We start from the raw sequence: 13720 nt of genomic DNA, 5'->3' as shown, positions 1-13720 counted from the left end.
GGTTAACCCTGTTCGGCTGTGTGCACCGGAACCAGACGAATTTCTACGCGTTGGCCTAATGCCCGTGCGGCGCTGGCCAGGGTGGCCAGGGTCATGCCTGGGTCATTCTGGTCGAGCGCCCGATCCACCGCCGTGCGGCTGGTATGCATGCGGTCGGCCAGGTTTTTTTTGCTGACGTGCTGCTCTTTCATGGCCTGGGTTATCTGCCAGGCAATAACGCGTTTGAGTGCGGCGGCCGAAACCTCTTCTGCAAGGCCTTGTTCCGAGAGAAAGTCGTCAAAGTCGGAGCCGATATGGTTATTCATGCGCTGTACCTCGTAGTTTTGCATGGCGCTGCCTGGCGGTTTGCAGATCCACCGCCGGGGCTTTCTGACTTTTCTTGATAAATCCGTGAAGCAGGATCATCTGTGAGCCGATTACCGTAAAGATTATACGGGCAATGACGCCATCCAGATCAGAGCGAACTTCCCACAGTTTTGGCTCCAGTTTGCGAACAACCGGCATGCCAATCGGCCAGCCAAGTTACACGGTCTTAATATCGGTGCCAATCAGTCGTCTTTGCTCGCGCCCAAGGCCGATTAACCATTCGCGAACGGGTTCGTTACCGGCTTCGGTGCGAAAAAATGCAACCGTCAGGATGGGAGGGATTCCAGTCATGAACTTGAGTGTACCTAAAATGGTACATCTATCAAGCGCGCCTGATCGCCAGATGACCAGTGGCTCAAGCCCGTGCGATCACCTGTCGTGCTTTTAAAACGTCTGCCCCATGGAGAACTGGAACACCTGTGTTTCTGCATCATCCGGTTTGCGGATGGGCAGCGCGAGGTTGACGCTCAGCGGGCCCATCGGGCTGTACCAGGTCACGCCCACCCCTACGGAACTGGCCATCTGGCTGAGGTCCACGCCGCCACAGCCGGTGGTGGTGCTCAGGTAGCATTTGTCCGAGTACACGCTGCCCACATCCCAGAACAGCGAGGTGCGCAGGGATTTGTTGTCCTTGATAAAGGGCATCGGGAACAGGTACTCGACCCCGCCGGTGATCATGATATTGCCGCCTAGCGCCTCGGTGTCGCGGTCGGAGTAGTACGCCTGCCCGGCGCTGCTATAGGTGCCGGTGGCCGGGGTGTTGCGCGGGCCCAGGGTGCCGCTTTCAAAACCGCGCACCGTGCCTTCACCGCCCGCAGTGTAGTTTTCATAGAATGGCAGGCCATCGGTGGAGCCATAGCCGTTGCCGTATCCCAGCTTGGTGTGAAAGCGCAGTGAGGTGGATGCACTGACGGGCAGGAAGGTCTGGCCGGTGTAGTCGATCTTGTAGAAGCTCAGGTCGCTGCCGGGCACCGTGACCATCAGGTTAAGGTTTTGCGCATAGCCGCGGGTAGCCAGGATGCCCTTGTTCAGGGTCGATTCCGACCAGCCCAGGTTGGCCTTGAAATTGGTAAATTCCTTGCCTTCGCGGTCGATAAAATCATAGATCTCGTCGGCACTGTAGGTGCCGGGCTCGATGCTGTCGTGCTGCGCGGTGAGGCCGAAATTGATCCGTGAGGTTTCATTGATCGGGTAGCCCAGGGTGGCACCGGCGCCATAACTGTTGATCGAGTAGTACGACACGCCATCGTCGTAGTAATCGTTGTAGTCGGTCTTGTTGTAGAACGCGTTGTAGCCAAGGCTGACGCCATCCTTGGTGAAGTACGGATCGGTAAAACCGATGTTGTACTTGCTCTGGTACTCGGAGCGGGTCAGGCCCAGGCTGGCGGAGTTGCCCGTGCCCAGAAAGTTGTTCTGGGTGATAGAACCACCAAGAATCAGGCCGGCACTCTGGGCAAAGCCGACGCTGGCAGTGATCGAGCCGGAAGACTGCTCTTCAACGCTGTAATTGACGTCAACCTGATCGTCGACTCCCGCCACCGCCGGGGTCTCGACGTTGACTTCCTTGAAGTAACCCAGGCGCTCAAGCCGCGTTTTGGACTGGTCGATCAGGTAGGTCGAAGCCCAGCCGCCTTCCATCTGGCGCATCTCTCGGCGCAAGACCTGGTCTTCGGTCTTGGTATTGCCGCGAAAGTTGATGCGGTTGGCATACGCGCGCTTGCCCGGGTCGACCACGAATTCGATATCTACCGTGTTGCCGTCCTTGCTTGGGACCGGCACCGCGTTGACGTTGGCAAAGGTATAGCCTTCGTTGCCCAGGCGGCGGGTGATCAGGTCCGAGGTGGAGGTCATCAGCTTGCGCGAAAATACCTGGCCCTTTTGTACCAGCAGCAAGGCGTGGATCTGATCTTCGGGTACTTTAAGGTCACCGCGCAGCGTAATGTCGCGCACGGTGTATTTGGCGCCTTCGCTGATATTGACGGTGATGAAGACCTGCTTTTTGTCCGGGCTGATCGACACCTGGGTCGACAGGATTTCCATATTGATATAGCCGCGGTCCATGTAGTACGAGCGCAAACGCTCCAGATCGCCGGACAGTTTTTCCCGGGCATACTTGTCATCGTTCTTGAAGAACGACAGCCAGTTGCTGGTCTTGAGGGTGAACTGATCGTCCAGCTCGGTCTGGTCGAAGACGGTATTGCCCACCACATTGATGTGCTTGATCGCGGCCACTTCGCCTTCGTCGATCCTGATCTTGAGGCCGACGCGGTTGCGCGGCTGGGCCACCACCTCGGCGTCCACCGCGGCCGAGTAACGCCCCTGGGCTACGTACTGACGCAGCAGCTCATTGCGTACACCTTCGAGTGTGGCGCGCTGGAACACTTCGCCTTCGGCCAGCCCCGATTGCTTGAGGCCTTTCATCAGGTCATCGGTGGAGATCGCCTTGTTGCCCTCGATGTCGATACTGGCAATGGACGGCCGCTCAACTACGGTGATCACCAGGACGTCGCCGTCGCGGCCCAGCTGAATATCTTGAAAGAATCCGGTCTTGAACAGTGCGCGTGTGGATTCCACCAGTTGCTGGTCATCGACCTGTTCGCCAACGTTCAAGGGCAGGGCACCGAACACGCTGCCGGCGGACACCCGCTGCAGGCCGTTGATGCGGATATCGGCAATCTTGAAGCCCTGGGCGTGGGCCAGTGAGGCATTGAGCAGCAGTGCAACCGAGCAGAGCAGGCGCGCAAAATTCATGTAGATCATTTATCCAGGACACATCGACAAACAGCACAAGCAGGCTGGTGGAGGTCCAGCATAAAAGCTCGGGGCGTATGGTGCGGTTAACCGAGTGTCAAGTTAGGTAAAGGTTGGCTGCAGGCAATGACGCTGCGGGCCGCAAGGACGATAATGGGCAGATCCCCCCTTCAAGAGTTCGCCATGATCCGTGTATTGCTCGTCGACGATGACCAGGAACTGACCGGTTTGCTCAGTGAGTATCTGGAGCGCGAAGGCTTTGAAGCGACTGCGGTGCATACCGGCGAGGAGGGCGAGGTGCAGGCGCTGTCCGGGCAATACAGCATTGTGGTGCTGGATGTGATGCTGCCGCGACTGTCGGGGATCGAAGTGCTGCGGCGCATTCGCGCGCGCAGTCAGGTGCCGGTGGTGTTGCTCACTGCCCGTGGCGACAACATCGACCGCATCACCGGCCTGGAGCTGGGTGCCGATGACTATGTGCCCAAACCCAGCTCGCCGGGGGAGCTGGTGGCGCGTTTGCGCGCCATCATGCGCCGGGTGCAGCCGGCGGAGCAGGCCACCACCGAGGTGATCAAGACCGGCCCGCTGGTATTGTGGCCCGGCAAGCGCCAGGCGCTGTGGCAGGGGCGGGAGCTGGGGGTAACCAGCACCGAGTTCAGCCTGCTCGAAGAGCTGGCCCGCAGTGCCGGGCAAGTGGTGAGCAAGCAGGACTTGTCGCTCAATGCCCTGGGCTGCCCGTTGACCCGCTATGACCGGCGTATCGACGTCCATATCAGCAGCATCCGCCAGAAGCTCGGCCCGCGGCCTGACGCCAAGGCGTGGATTCAGAGCGTGCGTGGGCTCGGCTATCTGTTGATCGCGGAATGATGAAACCCAGCCGGCTGTTCTGGAAACTGTTCCTGGCCTTCTGGCTGGCTACCAGCCTGACGTTTTTTGTCGGTATCGGCATTATTACCTTGAGTCGCCAGGGCCCTGGCAATCCGCATCTGGATACCATTCTTGAAAGCGAGGAACAGTTGCTGCGCCAATTTGGTGTCGAGGCCGGCAAGCAGTTGCTGCAGGTATGGCACCACCCCGATGACGAGGCCATTGCAGTGTATGACAGTGGCGGCCGACTGCTGGCCGGGCTGCCGATCGTGAATCCGGCGTTTGAGCGCACGGTGATCAGCAAGGAAGGCCTCAGCCTGTCTCTCAGGTCGACGCGAGTACCGGGTAATGGTGGTGGCGGGGAAGGAGGGCCGGGGCTGATGCCATTGCTTATCGGCACCGTGATGAGCGCGCTGTTCAGCAGCTTTATGGCTTTTTATCTGGCCTGGCCGCTGGCTTATTTGCGCCGGGCGATGAGCGATGTGGCCCAAGGGCGATTCGAAACCCGGGTAAAGCCGTTTATGGGCGCGCGACGTGATGAAATTGTCGACCTGGCCGAAGACTGCGACCGTATGGCCAACCAACTCAAGCTGCTGGTTGATGCCCAGCAACACTTGTTGCATGACATCTCCCATGAATTGCGTTCGCCCCTGACACGCATGCAGGCCGCCATCGGGTTGTTGCATCAAAACCCGTCCCGCGCCGATATGGTCGAACGCATCGAGCGCGAATCGCAGCGCATGGACACCCTGATCGAAGCCCTGCTGACCCTGGCCCGGGTGCAGGGGCGGCCCGAGAGCATCGCACGCGAGCCGGTGGACATCATCGAGTTGTTGCACTTGATAGTCGAAGACGCGCAGTTCGAAGCGGGCATCAAGGGTTGTCGGGTGATCCTGGAAGGGTGCCCGTCCTTTGTCAGCCGGGTCAGTGGCGAGTTGTTGTATCGCTGCTTTGAGAACGTGATCCGCAATGCAGTGCGCCATACCCGTGCCGACAGCACGGTGCTGGTAATGGCTGAAGCCAGCCCGGCGGGCCACTGCCTGACAGTACGGATCAGCGATCAGGGTCCGGGTGTTGAAGAATCGCGGTTGCAGCGGATTTTCGACCCGTTTGAGCGGGGTGTCAGTGAGACGGGTAGCGGTTTTGGCCTGGGTCTGGCGATTGCTTCAAGGGCGGTGGAAATGCACGGCGGCAGCATCAAGGCGAGCAACCTGCCGGGAGGCGGCTTGAGCGTGGCAATCACCTTGCCGCTGTAGATACTCTGTTGCAGGTCAAGCCCTATTGTGGGAGCGAGCCTGCTCGCGAACGACCTTCGCGAGCAGGCTCGCTCCCACAGTTGCAGTGTTCCTGTAGATACTACGGGATCGCCGGGGATCTTTACACGAAATTACATTGCCTTGACGGCCCTGTACGCCATGCCCCCGTAGACTTTACCGCTCAATATCGAGCGGAGTTGGGCATGTTTCTGGTGCATAAAAAAGGGTTCGTTGCTGGCAAGAAAATGGTCGATGGCCTGGTGCCTTATGACTTTTTTTGCGAGGACAATCCGGCCATCAATCTGTTTGTGTTTACCGGTGCCGGCGCGTTGGGCAAACCGGTAGAAGAGCAGACGCTATGGGGCTTTACCCGCCTTGAACGCTTTGAAGCGCTGAGCAGTACCCTGGTCGCCAACAAAAAGAACCAGGGCTGGTTTCAAAGCGTCAATGTGCTCACCGGGCCCGCACAGAACGGCACCCAGACAGTGAAGTTCCAGCGGGTGCTGAAGATCATCAAGCATGTCAGCGTCAACAATCGCGTAGCCAGCAAGGCGGGCTACGAGATCCTGACCGAAGAGGGCGACACCTACTTCACCCTCAGGCATGCAGCGGGGCATAGCGCCCAGACCGTGATTTACGCCGCCGATCAGTGACCCAGCGGATTGCGGCTGTGGCTGCCGTTGACCAGACGCTCGATACCCAGCGGGTTGGCGTTTTTCAGCGCATCCGGCAGCAGGCTGTCAGGGTAGTTCTGGTAGCACACCGGGCGCAGGAAACGGTCGATGGCCAGGGTGCCGACCGAGGTGCCACGGGCATCTGACGTCGCCGGGTAAGGCCCGCCATGCACCATCGCGTCACACACCTCGACACCGGTAGGGTAGCCATTGAGCAGCAGGCGCCCGGCCTTGTGCTCCAGCACGGGCACCACCTCGGCGAAGGCTTCAAGGTCGCCAGGTTCAGCAATCAGCGTAGCTGTCAGCTGCCCATGCAGGCTGTGCAGCGCTTGCAGCAACTGCGCCTTGTCCGCGACCTCGACCACCAGGGTGGTTGGCCCGAAGACTTCCTCCTGCAACACCTCGGCACCACCGATCAACAGGCTGGCACTGGCCTGGAACAACTGCGGGCTGGCCTGGTTGCCCTGTTGCGGCGCACCGGCAAGGTGGCGGATGCCATCGACCTGGGCCAGACGCTGGATGCCTTTGCTGTAACTGGCCAGGCCCCCGGCGTTGAGCAGTGTTTGCGCCGGTTGAGCACTGAAGAACTGGCCAAGCGCGGCGACAAAGGCGCTGAATTCGGGGGAGCGGATACCCAGTACCAGACCGGGACTGGTACAGAACTGCCCGGCGCCAAGCATCACCGAACTGCCCAGCTCCTGTGCGATCTGCTCGCCACGCTTGAGCAGTGCCTGGGGTAATACCAGCACCGGGTTGATGCTCGACATCTCGGCAAACACCGGGATTGGCTGGGGTCTGGCGGCGGCCATATCGCACAGGGCGCGACCACCGGACAACGAACCGGTAAAGCCGACGGCCTGAATCGCCGGGTGCTTGACCAGCGCTGCGCCCACACCCGCGCCGAAGATCATATTGAATACACCGGCGGGCATGTCGGTGCGCTCGGCAGCGCGAACTATGGCCAGGGCAACTTGTTCAGCAGTTGCCATATGCCCGCTGTGTGCCTTGAACACCACCGGGCAACCTGCGGCCAGTGCCGAAGCGGTATCACCGCCAGCGGTGGAGAACGCCAGCGGGAAGTTGCTGGCGCCAAACACGGCCACCGGGCCCACGCCGATGCGGCATTGACGCAGATCTGCGCGCGGCAGGGGCTGACGGTCCGGTAGCGCCTGATCGATGCGTGCGCCATAAAAATCGCCGCGCCGCAGTACGTTGGCGAACAGACGCATCTGCCCGCTGGTGCGTCCCCGCTCGCCCTGGATCCGGGCGGCAGGCAGGGCGGTTTCGCGACAGACGATGGCAACAAAGTCGTCACCCAGCGCGTCTATTTCTTCGGCGATAGCTTCCAGAAACTCGGCCCGGCGTGTGGCCGGCAAACTGCGAAAGGCCGGGAAGGCGGTATTGGCCGCGCTGACAGCGGCATCCACTTCGGTTTCGGTGGCCTGCACAAACGCGTATGGCAATGCCTCGCCAGTACTGGCATCCACGCTGTACAGGTGAACGGTGCCGGCGCCGCTGCGCTGACCGCCAATAAAGTTCTGGCCGGTGATGGGGAACATAGGGATTTCCTTTAGGTGGGAAGGCAGAGACGCGCTGTTGCGAGACGAATCATGTCGCCGCTGACGAGCGCAGCGAGGCTGCGGCAAGGCCCGAAGGGCCTTGAACAGGCAGGGGCCGCTAGCAGCCTCGCTGCGCTCGTCAGCGGCTACAGGGGATTGCCACCCAAGTACAGGCAGTGGCAGCGTTTTCGCCGCCTATTGTCGTTATAAGTTGCACCGCAGTTATCCCGATAGCGAGCCATAAGGGCTCTTTCAGGCGACCACTGTAGGTTTTGTCGGGGGCACTGCCCAATGACGAATATTGATTGGCCGATAACCAGCGCTCATCCCTCAGGCGCGCGCGGCATCCCAAGTGCTCATCACCTGGGTGATCGCAGCGTCCAGTACGGCATGGGCTACACCATCCCGGGCCAGGGTGGTCAGGCCCAGCAGAAAACTCTCGAACACCGTGGCCAGCGCTCGCGGATCAGTCTGGGCGGCAAGCTCACCCTCGCGGATGGCGCGCTCGACACAAGCCATAAACCCGGCCCGGTTACGCGCCCTCGCTTCGGCCAGAGGGGCGCTTATCGCCACCGCTTGAGCTGAACTGGCACTCATCAGCCCCAGAGCGACCAGACAACCCCGTGGGTGACCCGGCTCACATTGCATTTTGGCGGAGCTGCGCAACGTTCGCTCGATCGCTTCGCGTGGGGGCAGGTGAGTGTCGAACAGGCTTTCGGTGACCCTGCCATGGCTGTTCAGGTAGCGCGTCATGACCTCTTTGAACAGCGCCTCCTTGGAGCCGAAAGCTGCGTAAAAGCTGGGCGCGGAAATGCCTGAGCCCATATTGGCCTTGAGCTGGCTCAGCGATGTCGAGTCATAACCGTGCTCCCAGAACAGGTGCATGGCCTGGGTGATTGCCGCGTCCCGATCAAATGTGCGCGGGCGTCCCATCTGTGCCATTTGAGTCTCCTTCGTAGCGAGATATAAATACTAGTCGATACAAAAGTCATTGACCAATATTTCCCGTCGCCCTACATTTGTACCTATCGATACATAACTAGCAGGAGCAGGGCATCCATGGGCAAAGAGCAAAACACCACTGAGCGATTACCCATGGGCGCGCTGCTGGCGCTGGCCATGACCGGTTTTATTTGCATTGTTACCGAGACCTTACCCGCAGGCCTGTTGCCGCAAATCAGCAGCGGCCTGCAAGTGTCATCGGCGCTGGCGGGGCAGATGGTTACGGTCTACGCGCTGGGCTCCCTGCTGGCGGCGATCCCGTTGACCATCGCGACCCAGGGCTGGCGGCGTCGCAACGTACTGCTGCTGACGATTGTCGGGTTTCTGCTGTTCAATTCGATTACCGCGTGGTCGTCTCAGTACGGCGTGACCCTGATTGCACGTTTTTTTGCCGGCGCATCAGCCGGGTTGGCCTGGAGCCTGCTGGCAGGTTATGCGCGGCGCATGGTTGCCCCGCAGTTGCAGGGCCGGGCCATGGCGGTGGCGATGGTGGGCACGCCGATTGCCCTGTCACTGGGTGTGCCATTGGGCACCTGGCTGGGTGCGCTGGTAGGGTGGCGTACGGCATTTGGCCTGATGTCGGCCTTGACCCTGGTGCTGATGGCCTGGGTAGTGCTCAAGGTGCCTGATTACCCAGGGCAGTCTGCTTCGCAACGTATCGGCTTGCGACAGGTGCTGCTGACACCGGGAGTGCGCTCCGTGCTTGCCGTGGTACTGACCTGGATGCTGGCGCACAACATGCTCTACACCTATATCGCGCCTTTCGTGGCATCGGCGGGCCTTGCCGATAAGGTCGATAGTGTGTTGCTGGTCTTCGGATTGGCGGCGCTGCTGGGAATCTGGCTGACCGGGCGACTGGTAGACCGGCATCTGCGCAAGGCAGTCATGGCTTGCCTGGCGACATTTGCTGCGATTTCGCTGCTGTTCGGTTTCTTCTCGCAGTCGGTGGCTGTCGTATATGCAGGGATTTTTGTTTGGGGGTTGTCCTTCGGCGGTGCCGCCACCCTGCTGCAAACCGCTCTGGCCGATGCGGCAGGCGAGGGCGCCGATGTTGCGTTGTCGATGAACGTGGTGGTGTGGAACAGCGCCATTGCCGCGGGGGCATTGACCGGTGGCATATTGCTCGATCAATTCGGGGTGAACGTCTTCCCCTGGGTGTTGCTGGTGTTGTTGCTGGTCGGGCTGGGGATCGTGTTCAGTGCCCGTGCCCATGGTTTCCCGCAAGGGCACCGGCAGGCGGGGGCGGCGGTTGTCGGTCATTAGGCCGATAGCCGTGTTGGTCAGGCAGCGACTACCAATCGTGCCCGGTTTCCAACGCGTTATCAGCTGACCTGGCCACCACCTTCAAGTACATCATCTTCGGTATTCAGGGCCGTGATTACGGCGATGCGCAACCCTTCCACCTGGGTGGCCAGTGCCATGGACGGGCCACCAGCCACCACCGCCTGTTGCGGCAGAGGCGGGACGTGGATAAAACCACCGCGTACGCCGGTCCCGGCCAATGCATGCTGTAGGCAATAGAACACCTGATTGCAGACAAAGGTGCCCGCCGTATGGGAAACCGACGCGGGAATCCCGCCGGCCCGGATCGCCCGCACCATTGCCTTGAGCGGCAAGGTACTGAAATACGCCGCTGGCCCTTGCGCCACCACGGGTGTATCGATCGGTTGATAGCCAAGGTTGTCAGGGATGCGGGCGTCGTTGATATTGATCGCTACCCGCTCGATGCAGATGTCCGTGCGACCGGGGCCAAGCCCGACGGCGATCACCAGCGTCGGGGTGAACTCCTGCAGAAGTTGGCTCAGTCGCTCGGGCGCTCCGGCAAACGTACAGGGCAACTGACGGGCGATGATCTGCATATCGCCCTGCAAGGTGCCGTCCAGAAGGCGTACGGCCTCCCAGGACGGGTTGACGGTGTCTTGGTCGAACGGTTCGAAACCGGTCAGCAGTACAGTGCGCATGCTGTTCTCACATCAGTACGTAAAGAAGCACGATATTGACCACCAGCATCATCAGAGCGGTGGGCATTTGAGCCTTGATCACGGCGTATTTGTCCGGCAGCTCCAGCAGGGCCACGGGCACGATATTGAAGTTGGCTGCCATTGGCGTCATCAGCGTGCCGCAGTAGCCGGAAAACATGCCGATTGCCGCCATGACAGCCGGGTTGGCATCGTAGATGCCGACCAGTACCGGCACGCCGACCCCGCCGGTCATGACCGGGAATGCAGCAAAACCGTTGCCCATGATGACCGTGAACAGCGCCATGCCCAGCACGTAGACCATCACCGCTACCAGGCGATAGTCCATGTTGATATAGGCGGTGGTGACATGAGCAACGGCGGTACCGACCCCGGCGTCATTGAACAGCAGGCCAAGCATGGCCAGCATTTGCGGCAGCACCATGGTCCAGCCCAGGGCTTCGGTCAGGCGGCGCGATTCACGCAGGCCTTGCAGCGGCGTATCACGGGTCAGGATGCAGGCCAGAACCAGGGCCACCATGCAGCCGATGCCCAGGGACACGAAGGTGGTGTTTTTCGGGTCAAGCAGCGGTACGCCACCGATCTGGGTGTTTTTCAGCAGGATCGAACCGATCACGGTCACCAGCGGAATCGACAGGGCCGGGATAAACAGCTTGTGCCCCAGACGGCCAGCACTGGCCCGTGCAGCCTTGACATGCAACTCGGCGTGGGTGCCTCGGCCAACACCGCCAATGCCGGCAATGCCGGCCATGACCAGCACGCCAATACCTACCACGAACGGCGAAAGGCGATCGCCAATCAGGAACACCATGGCGAACAACGCCCAGAACAGGCCACTGGTCCAGCGTTTGGGGTGGGTGCGGTCTGTCAGGATCATGCCCGCGGTGATCAGCAGCAGCACTCCCGCCAGCCAGTAGAAGTACTCAATAGAAATAATCATCGTGCCAGCTCCTGAGCTGCGTCAACTTCTTCCCGGGCAACTTCGGCCATGCTGCGCTCCAGCATCAGGTCAAAGCGATACAGGCGCAGGGCATGCACGATAAAGGCGCAAATCGCCGTCGGAATTCCCCAGAAAGCGATGTGCAGCGGCTCGACATCAAGCCCCGAACCCAGCAGGAAGGTGTGCATCAGCGCGATTGCGCCGAAGGCCACAAACACGTCTTCACCAAAAAACAAACCGATGTTGTCGGTGGCGGCACACATGGCCAGGACTTTCTGCCGCACAGGAGCAGGCAGCTTGCCGTACTTGTTCTCGGCTGCGCCTTCGGCCATCGGGGCCAGCAGCGGGCGGACCATTTGCGGATGCCCGCCCAGACTGGTCAGGCCTACAGCAGCGGTGGTCTCACGCACGAACAGGTACATAATCAGCAACCGGCCGACCGTTGCGCGCTGGAAGCTGGCGATCCAGTTTTGCGCGTGCAGACGCAGGCCGTGACGCTCCAGCAAGCCGATCACGGCCAGGGGCAGCAGCAGAATCAATTGCAGGGCGCGGGTTTGCAGGAAGCCTTCACCCATTTCACTGATGATTTTTTCCAGCGGGAAGTTGGCAGCAAGGCCGGTGACGATAGCCGCCGCGCTGACCACCAACAGTGGGTTAAAGCGCAGCACAAAGCCGATGATGATGACGAACACGCCAATCAAGGGCCAAAGGTTTACGACGGTTTGCATGAGGGGGCAATCCCTTTAGCTGATTGCCGCAGCACCAGGGCAGGCTGGTGAGGGCAAGTCGAAAGCGGTCAGGCACACTTTCGAAAAATCGGTACGCTGCCGGACTCAGCGTGTTTTTTTATTGTTGAGACCCTATGGGCCTCATTGCCCGATATGGTTGGTGGCTTTGGGTTGTGCGTCCAGTCAATAAAAGTTGTCACCCCCGAACAGAAAAGTTTTATCAATCACCGACTTAAGCCGACTGGCCTGTCCCTGCGGCAAGGGTTTACAGTGCTGCCCTGGTTTTGATTGGGTGGGGCGTCCTGTATGAATATGCGATTTCTTCTGACATTCGTCTGGGTAGCGCGCCTTGGCAGTTTTCGGCTGACCGCCGAAAAGTTATCCAGTACCCAGGCAGCCATTTCGAGCCGTATTTCAGTCCTCGAAACCGAGCTTGGCGTGCAGTTGTTCCAGCGCGATTCCCGTGGTGTCAACCTCACCCGTGAAGGCCATCAGGTGCTGGGTTACGCCGAAGAAATGCTGGCCACCCAGCAACGCCTTCTGCAATCGCTGGGGCAGGCGGACAGGTTTGCCGGGCGCCTGCGCATCGGCGTGATGGACACGGTTATCCATAGCTGGCTGAGCGATCTGATCAGTGCGCTGAGCCGCGACTACCCCCAGGTAGAGGTTGAACTGACCGCCGATACGGCGCTGAACCTTAATGAACAATTGCTTAAAGGTCAGCTGGACCTGATTTTTCAGACGGATTTATTGCGTGCCGACGGCGTGCGCAATGTACAACTGGCCAGTTACCCGTTGAGTTGGATTGTGGCCAGGGACGCAGCTCTGAACCGCAGCTACCGTGACCTGGCGGATCTTTGCGAGGAGCGCTTGCTGACCTTTTCACGCTTGTCGCGGCCGCATCAGGACATGCTCAATTTTCTGCATCAGCACGATATTGCCGCGCCACGCATCAGCTGCATCAACTCGGTGGCGGCGATTATCAAACTGGTGGCGGACGGCTTTGGCATCGGTGCCCTGCCGCCGGTACTGGTCAGTCGCGAATTGCAGAGCGGGGCCATGATTGCGTTGCCGATCGAGACTGCACCGGGCTTTGCGGTATACGCCAGTTGGCGCACGGGGGCGGGGCTGGAGCTGAATGAGGCGGTGGTCAACCTGAGTCAGGCGGTTGTTGCCGAGTACCAACACAGCGTTGAGCCTGGGCATTTTGTGCTGCCGGGCATCTGATCCGTATTTTTTCGCGTTATCTGCACCTGTTATGTGTGCAGTTTGCGGCGCAAAATTTCCTCCAACCTTCCGAGACAGACGAGGACGCGACTACACAGCAGCACCTGTGTGTGGTCGGCAGCTGTTCTGCGCCTGTTTTATGACGAACGACTGACGGGGAAACATCATGAACAAGATGGCTTGGTTTTTGGGCGGTTTTTTGGTGCTGACCATCGGCATCGGTATTTTGGCGACAATTCCGCCGGGTTGATATTTCATCCTGTCCTCCACACGGCTTGTAGCAGCTGACGAACGCAGCCTCGTTCCTCGGCAGCTGCTAGGTCTGAAGGGAATTTTAACTGTGGGAGCGAGCCTGCTCGCGAAAGTCGTTC

The 13720-nt window shown here is 60.0% G+C and carries 13 protein-coding genes and 1 pseudogene; 5 read left to right on the top strand and 9 right to left on the bottom strand.

Going from position 1 to position 13720, the window contains the following annotated elements; translation table 11 throughout:
• Window positions 1-2 precede the first annotated feature (2 nt).
• The 3 genes and pseudogenes from FHL07_RS21095 to bamA all read right to left on the bottom strand — a co-directional run bounded on the left by FHL07_RS21095 (window position 3) and on the right by bamA (window position 3117).
• Window positions 3-305 carry an XRE family transcriptional regulator gene (locus FHL07_RS21095; protein ID WP_178084402.1) on the bottom strand — a complete coding sequence of 101 codons (303 nt, stop codon included), beginning with the start codon at window positions 303-305 and terminating at the stop codon, window positions 3-5.
• A pseudogene (locus tag FHL07_RS21090) lies at window positions 298-657 on the bottom strand (type II toxin-antitoxin system RelE/ParE family toxin). Before FHL07_RS21090 ends, FHL07_RS21095 begins: the two are co-directional and overlap by 8 nt.
• Before the next feature lie 93 nt (window positions 658-750).
• Complete coding sequence (gene bamA, locus FHL07_RS21085; protein ID WP_138738886.1) at window positions 751-3117, bottom strand: outer membrane protein assembly factor BamA; 2367 nt, start codon at window positions 3115-3117, stop codon at window positions 751-753.
• 183 nt (window positions 3118-3300) lie between these two features.
• Between bamA and FHL07_RS21080 the strand changes: the two genes are divergently transcribed.
• The 3 genes from FHL07_RS21080 (at window position 3301) to FHL07_RS21070 (ending at window position 5893) form a co-directional block, all read left to right on the top strand.
• Window positions 3301-3984 carry a response regulator transcription factor gene (locus FHL07_RS21080; RefSeq protein ID WP_133144673.1) on the top strand — a complete coding sequence of 228 codons (684 nt, stop codon included), beginning with the start codon at window positions 3301-3303 and terminating at the stop codon, window positions 3982-3984.
• The gene (locus FHL07_RS21075) at window positions 3981-5240 is read left to right on the top strand and encodes an ATP-binding protein (RefSeq protein ID WP_138738885.1); all 1260 of its coding nucleotides are present in this window, start codon (window positions 3981-3983) and stop codon (window positions 5238-5240) included. The genes FHL07_RS21080 and FHL07_RS21075 overlap by 4 nt, the downstream gene beginning before the upstream one ends.
• Before the next feature lie 203 nt (window positions 5241-5443).
• On the top strand, window positions 5444-5893 hold the full coding sequence (locus FHL07_RS21070) for a hypothetical protein (protein WP_095002338.1): 450 nt from the start codon (window positions 5444-5446) through the stop codon (window positions 5891-5893).
• Here FHL07_RS21070 and FHL07_RS21065 read toward each other — a convergent pair.
• Both FHL07_RS21065 and FHL07_RS21060 read right to left on the bottom strand, forming a co-directional pair.
• Window positions 5887-7473: an aldehyde dehydrogenase (NADP(+)) gene (locus FHL07_RS21065; protein WP_095024263.1), complete on the bottom strand. Its 1587-nt coding sequence runs from the start codon at window positions 7471-7473 to the stop codon at window positions 5887-5889. The two genes, FHL07_RS21070 and FHL07_RS21065, sit on opposite strands and share 7 nt — an antisense overlap.
• A 330-nt stretch (window positions 7474-7803) precedes the next feature.
• Entirely contained in the window at window positions 7804-8415 is a 612-nt protein-coding gene (locus FHL07_RS21060; protein WP_095018821.1) for a TetR/AcrR family transcriptional regulator, read from the bottom strand.
• Window positions 8416-8532: 117 nt separating this feature from the next.
• On the opposite strand from FHL07_RS21060, the gene FHL07_RS21055 reads away from it, so the two are divergent.
• The gene (locus FHL07_RS21055) at window positions 8533-9738 is read left to right on the top strand and encodes an MFS transporter (RefSeq protein ID WP_138738884.1); all 1206 of its coding nucleotides are present in this window, start codon (window positions 8533-8535) and stop codon (window positions 9736-9738) included.
• Window positions 9739-9797: 59 nt separating this feature from the next.
• On the opposite strand, the gene pcp is transcribed toward FHL07_RS21055, so the two are convergent.
• From pcp to FHL07_RS21040, 3 genes are read right to left on the bottom strand one after another with little or no spacing between them, the layout of a single operon-like run.
• Window positions 9798-10436, bottom strand: a complete 639-nt coding sequence (pcp, locus tag FHL07_RS21050; RefSeq protein ID WP_095026975.1) for a pyroglutamyl-peptidase I — start codon at window positions 10434-10436, stop codon at window positions 9798-9800.
• A gap of 7 nt (window positions 10437-10443) precedes the next feature.
• Complete coding sequence (locus tag FHL07_RS21045) at window positions 10444-11394, bottom strand: DUF979 domain-containing protein (protein ID WP_095002343.1); 951 nt, start codon at window positions 11392-11394, stop codon at window positions 10444-10446.
• The gene (locus FHL07_RS21040) at window positions 11391-12122 is read right to left on the bottom strand and encodes a DUF969 domain-containing protein (RefSeq protein ID WP_095002344.1); all 732 of its coding nucleotides are present in this window, start codon (window positions 12120-12122) and stop codon (window positions 11391-11393) included. The genes FHL07_RS21045 and FHL07_RS21040 overlap by 4 nt, the downstream gene beginning before the upstream one ends.
• A 306-nt stretch (window positions 12123-12428) precedes the next feature.
• Between FHL07_RS21040 and FHL07_RS21035 the strand changes: the two genes are divergently transcribed.
• Window positions 12429-13349 carry a LysR family transcriptional regulator gene (locus FHL07_RS21035; RefSeq protein WP_095002345.1) on the top strand — a complete coding sequence of 307 codons (921 nt, stop codon included), beginning with the start codon at window positions 12429-12431 and terminating at the stop codon, window positions 13347-13349.
• Between the two features lie 90 nt (window positions 13350-13439).
• Here FHL07_RS21035 and FHL07_RS23710 read toward each other — a convergent pair whose 3' ends face one another.
• Window positions 13440-13607 (bottom strand): hypothetical protein, encoded by a 168-nt coding sequence (locus tag FHL07_RS23710; protein WP_165446484.1) that lies wholly within the window; start codon window positions 13605-13607, stop codon window positions 13440-13442.
• Between the last annotated feature and the right edge of the window lie 113 nt (window positions 13608-13720).

Origin of the sequence: Pseudomonas sp. FSL W7-0098 (assembly GCF_005930585.1) — a bacterium.
GTDB lineage: Bacteria > Pseudomonadota > Gammaproteobacteria > Pseudomonadales > Pseudomonadaceae > Aquipseudomonas > Aquipseudomonas bubulae.
This window is presented reverse-complemented; position numbering and strand designations above follow the sequence as displayed.

Coding starts and splice junctions, on each gene's coding strand:
- FHL07_RS21040 (WP_095002344.1), bottom strand. CDS start 12,122: ATGCAAACCGTCGTAAACCTTTGGCCCTTGATTGGCGTGTTCGTCATC.
- FHL07_RS21075 (WP_138738885.1), top strand. CDS start 3,981: ATGATGAAACCCAGCCGGCTGTTCTGGAAACTGTTCCTGGCCTTCTGG.
- FHL07_RS21095 (WP_178084402.1), bottom strand. CDS start 305: ATGAATAACCATATCGGCTCCGACTTTGACGACTTTCTCTCGGAACAA.
- FHL07_RS21035 (WP_095002345.1), top strand. CDS start 12,429: ATGAATATGCGATTTCTTCTGACATTCGTCTGGGTAGCGCGCCTTGGC.
- bamA (WP_138738886.1), bottom strand. CDS start 3,117: ATGAATTTTGCGCGCCTGCTCTGCTCGGTTGCACTGCTGCTCAATGCC.
- FHL07_RS23710 (WP_165446484.1), bottom strand. CDS start 13,607: ATGAAATATCAACCCGGCGGAATTGTCGCCAAAATACCGATGCCGATG.
- FHL07_RS21070 (WP_095002338.1), top strand. CDS start 5,444: ATGTTTCTGGTGCATAAAAAAGGGTTCGTTGCTGGCAAGAAAATGGTC.
- FHL07_RS21065 (WP_095024263.1), bottom strand. CDS start 7,473: ATGTTCCCCATCACCGGCCAGAACTTTATTGGCGGTCAGCGCAGCGGC.
- FHL07_RS21045 (WP_095002343.1), bottom strand. CDS start 11,394: ATGATTATTTCTATTGAGTACTTCTACTGGCTGGCGGGAGTGCTGCTG.
- pcp (WP_095026975.1), bottom strand. CDS start 10,436: ATGCGCACTGTACTGCTGACCGGTTTCGAACCGTTCGACCAAGACACC.
- FHL07_RS21080 (WP_133144673.1), top strand. CDS start 3,301: ATGATCCGTGTATTGCTCGTCGACGATGACCAGGAACTGACCGGTTTG.
- FHL07_RS21060 (WP_095018821.1), bottom strand. CDS start 8,415: ATGGCACAGATGGGACGCCCGCGCACATTTGATCGGGACGCGGCAATC.
- FHL07_RS21055 (WP_138738884.1), top strand. CDS start 8,533: ATGGGCAAAGAGCAAAACACCACTGAGCGATTACCCATGGGCGCGCTG.